Origin of the sequence: Streptomyces sp. PA03-6a, from assembly GCF_033792765.1 — a bacterium.
In the GTDB taxonomy this organism is placed as follows: Bacteria; Actinomycetota; Actinomycetes; order Streptomycetales; family Streptomycetaceae; genus Actinacidiphila.
Map to the genome: position 1 here is coordinate 1 of NZ_JARAVK010000387.1, position 5865 is coordinate 5865.

Below are 5865 nucleotides of genomic sequence, written 5' to 3' on the forward strand. Positions count from 1 at the left end.
CGTCCGTTCCCCGCCCCACGAAGCCCGTGGACGTGCGGGCCACCTGGCGGACCACCCCGTCGGGGTGGTCCGCCAGGTGGCCCGCACGTCCACGGGCTTCGTGGGGCGGGGAACGGACGAGGCCCCAGGCCGACGAACACGTCGCTGACCTGGGGCCTCGTCCTGCAGAGCGGGCGACGGGAATCGAACCCGCGTAGCCAGTTTGGAAGACTGGGGCTCTACCATTGAGCTACGCCCGCAACGGCCAGTCATTCTGGCACATCAGATCGTAGCCGATCGACCCGGCTCCCGCGCACGGCACATATGGCCGTCAGGGTGTGCGGAGGCATGTACTCTACGTGTCGCACCGACGGGGTGTGGCGCAGCTTGGTAGCGCGTCCGCTTTGGGAGCGGAAGGTCGTCGGTTCGAATCCGGCCACCCCGACCAGTGCTCGGCCGCCCTGTGCCGAGCAGGGCCCGGCCGCAGGATTGTGGTACCGGTAGGATGGGTCGTCGGCCACTGAAACGCGGAAAAGCCAGGTCGAACACCAGCCGCCCCGCACGATCGCCGAGCGGCCGCCCATCAACGTAAAGCCCCCAAGGAGACCCAACCGTGAAGAGCGCCGTCGAGACTCTGAACCCGACCCGGGTTCGACTCACTGTCGAGGTGCCCTTCGAGGAGCTCAAGCCCAGCCTCGACGCGGCGTACAAGAAGATCAACCAGCAGGTCACGGTGCCGGGCTTCCGTAAGGGCAAGATCCCCGCGCGCGTCATCGACCAGCGGTTCGGCCGTGGCGCGGTCCTCGAAGAGGCCATCAACGACGCACTGCCGAAGTTCTACACGGAGGCGGTCAACGAGGGCGAGCTCAACGTCCTCGGCCAGCCCGAGGTGGACATCACCGAGTTCAACGACGGCCAGGAGCTGAAGTTCACCGCCGAGGTGGACATCCGCCCGGTCATCGAGATCCCGGACTACTCCGGCATCGAGGTCACCGTCGACGCCGTCGAGGTGTCCGACGAGGACGTCGACAAGGCCCTGGAGCAGCTGCGGGAGCGCTTCGCCTCCACCACCGTCGTGGAGCGTGCCGCCGCCGACGGCGACGTCGTCGTCGTCGACCTGGAGGCCTCGGTCGAGGGCGAGGTGCTGGAGGACGGCGTCGCAAGCGGCGTCACCTACACCATCGGCTCCGGCCAGCTGCTCGACGGCATCGACGAGGCCGTCACCGGCCTGGAGGCCGGCGGTTCGGCCACCTTCACCTCCGAGCTCAAGGGCGGCTCCGCCGCCGGCAAGGAGGCCCAGGTCAAGGTGGACGTCACCACCGTCCAGGCCCGTGAGCTGCCCGAGCTGGACGACGACTTCGCCCAGCTGGCGAGCGAGTTCGACACCCTCGAGGAGCTCCGCGCCGACGCCGTGAAGCGCCAGGAGCGCATCAAGCAGTACGACCAGGCCACCCAGGCCCAGGAGAAGGTGCTGGACGCCCTCCTGGAGCTGGTCGACATCCCGCTGCCGGAGAAGCTGCTCAAGGACGAGATCGAGACCCGCGTCCACAACCTGGAGCACCACCAGTTCCCGGCCATGGGCCTGGACTGGGACTCCTTCCTGGAGAACGAGGGCAAGACCCGCGAGGAGTACGACCAGGAGATCGAGGGGCAGGCGAAGAAGGGCATCAAGACCCAGTTCGTCCTGGACGAGCTCGTCTCCACCGAGAAGCTCTCGGTCAACCAGGAGGAGCTCACCGAGCACCTCATGCGCCGTGCCGCCTCCTCCGGCATGAGCCCGGACCAGTTCGCCCAGGCGGTCGTCGAGGGCGGCCAGGTGCCGCTGCTCGTCGGCGAGGTCGCCCGCGGCAAGGCGCTGGCCCTGGTCGTCGAGGCCGCCACGGTCAAGGACACCAACGGCGAGGTCGTCGACCTGGAGGACGAGGAGGACGAGACCGGCGAGACGGTCGAGGCCACCTCCGAGGACACGGACGCCGAGACCGCCAAGGGTGAGGGCTCCGAGGCCTGAGCCTCGCCCCGCAGGACCATCCGACGGGCCCGGACGACCAGTTCGTCCGGGCCCGTTCTGTTCGGTTTCGCTCTCCGCTTACACCCTGCCTGCGCTGACAGCGAACAGTTCCGCGTGGGGGATTGCTGGGCCCCACCTGCGCGTTAGGGTCCGTAAGTACGAGGGCCCGTGCCCTACGAGAAGACCCTGTGACGGCGTCCGCGCCGTCCGACAACGAGCAGGTGGATACGTGACGACTCCGATGCCTTCCGCCGCCGGCGAGCCGACCATCGGTGGCCTCGGCGACCAGGTCTACAACCGGCTGCTCGGCGAGCGGATCATCTTCCTCGGCCAGCCGGTGGACGACGACATCGCCAACAAGATCACCGCGCAGCTGCTCCTCCTTGCCGCCGAGCCGGACAAGGACATCTACCTCTACATCAACAGCCCCGGCGGTTCCGTGACGGCCGGCATGGCGATCTACGACACCATGCAGTTCATCAAGAACGACGTGGTCACCATCGCTATGGGCCTCGCGGCCTCCATGGGCCAGTTCCTGCTGACGGCCGGTACCCCCGGCAAGCGCTTCTCGCTGCCGAACACCGACATCCTGATGCACCAGCCCTCCGCCGGCCTCGCCGGCTCGGCCTCGGACATCAAGATCCACGCCGAGCAGCTGCTGCGCACGAAGAAGCGCATGGCCGAGCTCATCGCGGAGCACTCCGGCCAGAGCGTCGAGGCGATCACCCGTGACTCCGACCGCGACCGCTGGTTCTCCGCCGAGGCGGCCAAGGAGTACGGCCTGATCGACGACGTCATCACGCACGCCGTGAACGTGCCGGGCGGCGGCGGCACCGGGGCCTGACCGGGCCTGACGCCCGTACTGCCCCGCAGGACCGACCCCAGCCCACTGCTCATCTTCAGGACGGTGAACGTGACCACCCAGAACTTCCCCGGCAGCGGCATGTACGACCGCACGAACGCCGCCGAGGCCCGCTACGTGGTGCCGCGCTTCGTGGAACGCACCTCGCAGGGCATCCGCGAGTACGACCCGTACGCGAAGCTCTTCGAGGAGCGCGTGATCTTCCTCGGGGTGCAGATCGACGACGCCTCCGCCAACGACGTCATGGCGCAGCTGCTGTGCCTGGAGTCGATGGACCCGGACCGCGACATCTCGGTCTACATCAACAGCCCCGGCGGCTCCTTCACGGCGCTGACGGCCATCTACGACACGATGCAGTTCGTGAAGCCCGACATCCAGACGGTCTGCATGGGCCAGGCGGCCTCCGCCGCGGCCGTGCTGCTCGCCGCCGGCACGCCCGGCAAGCGGATGGCGCTGCCGAACGCCCGCATCCTGATCCACCAGCCGTACAGCGAGACCGGCCGCGGCCAGGTCTCGGACCTGGAGATCGCCGCCAACGAGATCCTGCGGATGCGGGCCCAGCTGGAGGAGATGCTGGCCAAGCACTCCAGCACCCCGATCGAGAAGATCCGCGACGACATCGAGCGCGACAAGATCCTCACGGCCGAGGAGGCCCTCTCCTACGGTCTGGTCGACCAGATCGTCTCGACCCGCAAGGGTTCGGCGGTCGCGGTCTGACGCCCGGCAGGGCATTCTGCGACAAGAAGTCCCCTCTTGGAGCCGCGGGGTTGTGCAGGTCACGGCCCAGTAGCTCCAAGGGGGGCCCGCACTGGGGGCGCGGCAAGGTACCGTCGATAGGCAAGCACCAGGACTCGTCGAACTGACGGGACCCAGGCGAAGGGGAAGCACCTCGTGGCACGCATCGGTGACGGCGGCGATCTGCTCAAGTGCTCGTTCTGCGGAAAGAGCCAGAAGCAGGTGAAGAAGCTCATCGCAGGACCCGGTGTGTACATCTGCGACGAGTGCATCGACCTCTGCAACGAGATCATCGAGGAGGAGCTCGCCGAGTCCTCCGAGGTGCGGTGGGAGGACCTGCCGAAGCCGCGCGAGATCTACGAGTTCCTCGAGAGCTACGTCGTCGGCCAGGAGCCCGCGAAGAAGGCGCTCTCCGTGGCGGTCTACAACCACTACAAGCGGGTGCAGGCCGGTGAGAACGGCGGCGGCCGCGGCCACGACGACGGCATCGAGCTCGCCAAGTCCAACATCCTGCTGCTCGGTCCCACGGGCTCCGGCAAGACCCTGCTCGCCCAGACCCTGGCCCGGATGCTGAACGTGCCGTTCGCCATCGCGGACGCCACCGCGCTGACCGAGGCCGGGTACGTCGGCGAGGACGTCGAGAACATCCTGCTCAAGCTGATCCAGGCGGCCGACTACGACGTCAAGAAGGCCGAGACGGGGATCATCTACATCGACGAAATCGACAAGGTCGCCCGCAAGAGCGAGAACCCGTCGATCACCCGCGACGTCTCCGGCGAGGGCGTGCAGCAGGCGCTGCTGAAGATCCTGGAGGGCACCACCGCCTCGGTGCCGCCGCAGGGCGGGCGCAAGCACCCGCACCAGGAGTTCATCCAGATCGACACCACCAACGTGCTCTTCATCGTCGGCGGTGCCTTCGCCGGACTGGAGAAGATCATCGAGTCGCGGGCCGGCGCCAAGGGCATCGGTTTCGGCGCGACCATCCGCTCCAAGCGGGAGATCGACTCCGCCGACCAGTTCTCCGAGGTCATGCCGGAGGACCTGGTGAAGTTCGGCATGATCCCCGAGTTCATCGGCCGTCTGCCGGTCATCACCAGCGTGCACAACCTCGACCGTGAGGCGCTGCTGCAGATCCTGGTGGAGCCGCGCAACGCCCTGGTCAAGCAGTACCAGCGGCTCTTCGAGCTCGACGGCGTCGAGCTCGAGTTCGAGCGCGGCGCCCTGGAGGCCATCGCCGACCAGGCCATCCTCCGCCAGACCGGCGCGCGCGGCCTGCGCGCCATCATGGAGGAGGTGCTGATGTCGGTGATGTACGAGGTGCCCTCGCGCAAGGACGTCGCCCGCGTCGTCATCAGCGAGGACGTCGTCCACTCCAACGTGAACCCGACCCTGGTCCCGCGCGAGCCCCGCATCATCGGCAAGGGCGAGCAGAAGAGCGCGTAGCGCACCCCGGCACACGAAAGGGGGCGCCCGGCAGCTGCCGGGCGCCCCCTTCGCCGTACGGGGCGGGTCACTTCTTGACGCGGACCTCGTCGCGGATCTTCACGGTGCTGTCCGCCCACTCCGTGAGGGAGGGGGGCTCGGTGGCGCCGGTGATGTCGACGTTCATGTCCATGGCCATGGCGACCGTGCTGTCGTCGGCCCATGCGCAGTACGGGAAGCTGACCCCGGCCGAGCCGATCGTGCCGCACTTCATGATGTCGCCGTCGAAGCCCGTGGGGTGGACCTCCTTCGGGGCCTCGCCGCCGGAGCTGCCGGCCTTGGAGGTGAAGGCGGCGAGCATCTTGTCCAGCACGCTGCCCGGGTCGCTGACGTCACCGTAGGCGCCGGTGACGATCAGCTGCTCGGTGGCGCCCTTCTTGTAGTTTCCGGAGACCGTGGTGGCGTCGTCGATGCCGGTGTCGTCCCCGGTCTCGCCGTTGCTGAGTCCGGGGTCGTTGCCGGACTTGGTGTACTGGCCGTCCAGCAGCGTGGCCGGCATGGCGAGCTTGTGGTCACCGCCGCTGCCGCCGCTGCCCGTGAGGGCGAGGATGCCGCCGCCTATGACCGCGACGGCGACCACGACGCCGACCACGATGCCGATGATCTTGCCCTTGCCCCCGGACGGCGGCGGCGGGGCACCCCAGGCGCCCGGCTGCTGGCCGTAGGGGCCCGGCTGCTGGGCGTACGGGCCGGGCTGCTGACCGTACGGGCCGGGCTGCTGCGGGTAGCCGTAGCCGGGGGCCGGCTGCGGGGCCGTGGGCTGCTGCGGGTAGCCGTAGCCCGGTGCGGGCTGCTGGGG

Annotated in this window: 5 protein-coding genes and 2 tRNA genes; 5 read left to right on the forward strand and 2 right to left on the reverse strand. The window is 68.6% G+C overall.

Annotation, left to right across the window (positions count from 1 at the left end; all coding sequences use genetic code 11):
* Nucleotides 1-168 precede the first annotated feature (168 nt).
* A tRNA-Gly gene (locus PV350_RS43665) sits at nt 169-239 on the reverse strand.
* 111 nt (nt 240-350) lie between these two features.
* On the opposite strand from PV350_RS43665, the gene PV350_RS43670 reads away from it, so the two are divergent.
* From PV350_RS43670 to clpX, 5 genes are all read left to right on the forward strand, one after another.
* Nucleotides 351-427 (forward strand) — tRNA-Pro (locus tag PV350_RS43670).
* Nucleotides 428-592: 165 nt separating this feature from the next.
* Entirely contained in the window at nt 593-1987 is a 1395-nt protein-coding gene (gene tig, locus PV350_RS43675; protein WP_499511881.1) for a trigger factor, read from the forward strand.
* 241 nt (nt 1988-2228) lie between these two features.
* Nucleotides 2229-2831, forward strand: a complete 603-nt coding sequence (locus PV350_RS43680) for an ATP-dependent Clp protease proteolytic subunit (protein WP_319156002.1) — start codon at nt 2229-2231, stop codon at nt 2829-2831.
* A 99-nt stretch (nt 2832-2930) separates the two neighbouring features.
* On the forward strand, nt 2931-3566 hold the full coding sequence (locus PV350_RS43685; RefSeq protein WP_499516835.1) for an ATP-dependent Clp protease proteolytic subunit: 636 nt from the start codon (nt 2931-2933) through the stop codon (nt 3564-3566).
* A gap of 174 nt (nt 3567-3740) precedes the next feature.
* Entirely contained in the window at nt 3741-5027 is a 1287-nt protein-coding gene (clpX, locus tag PV350_RS43690; RefSeq protein ID WP_329187895.1) for an ATP-dependent Clp protease ATP-binding subunit ClpX, read from the forward strand.
* 67 nt (nt 5028-5094) lie between these two features.
* Here the strand turns inward: clpX and PV350_RS43695 are convergent.
* On the reverse strand, nt 5095-5865 hold a 771-nt coding region (locus PV350_RS43695; RefSeq protein ID WP_500338931.1), incomplete at its 5' end, for a hypothetical protein.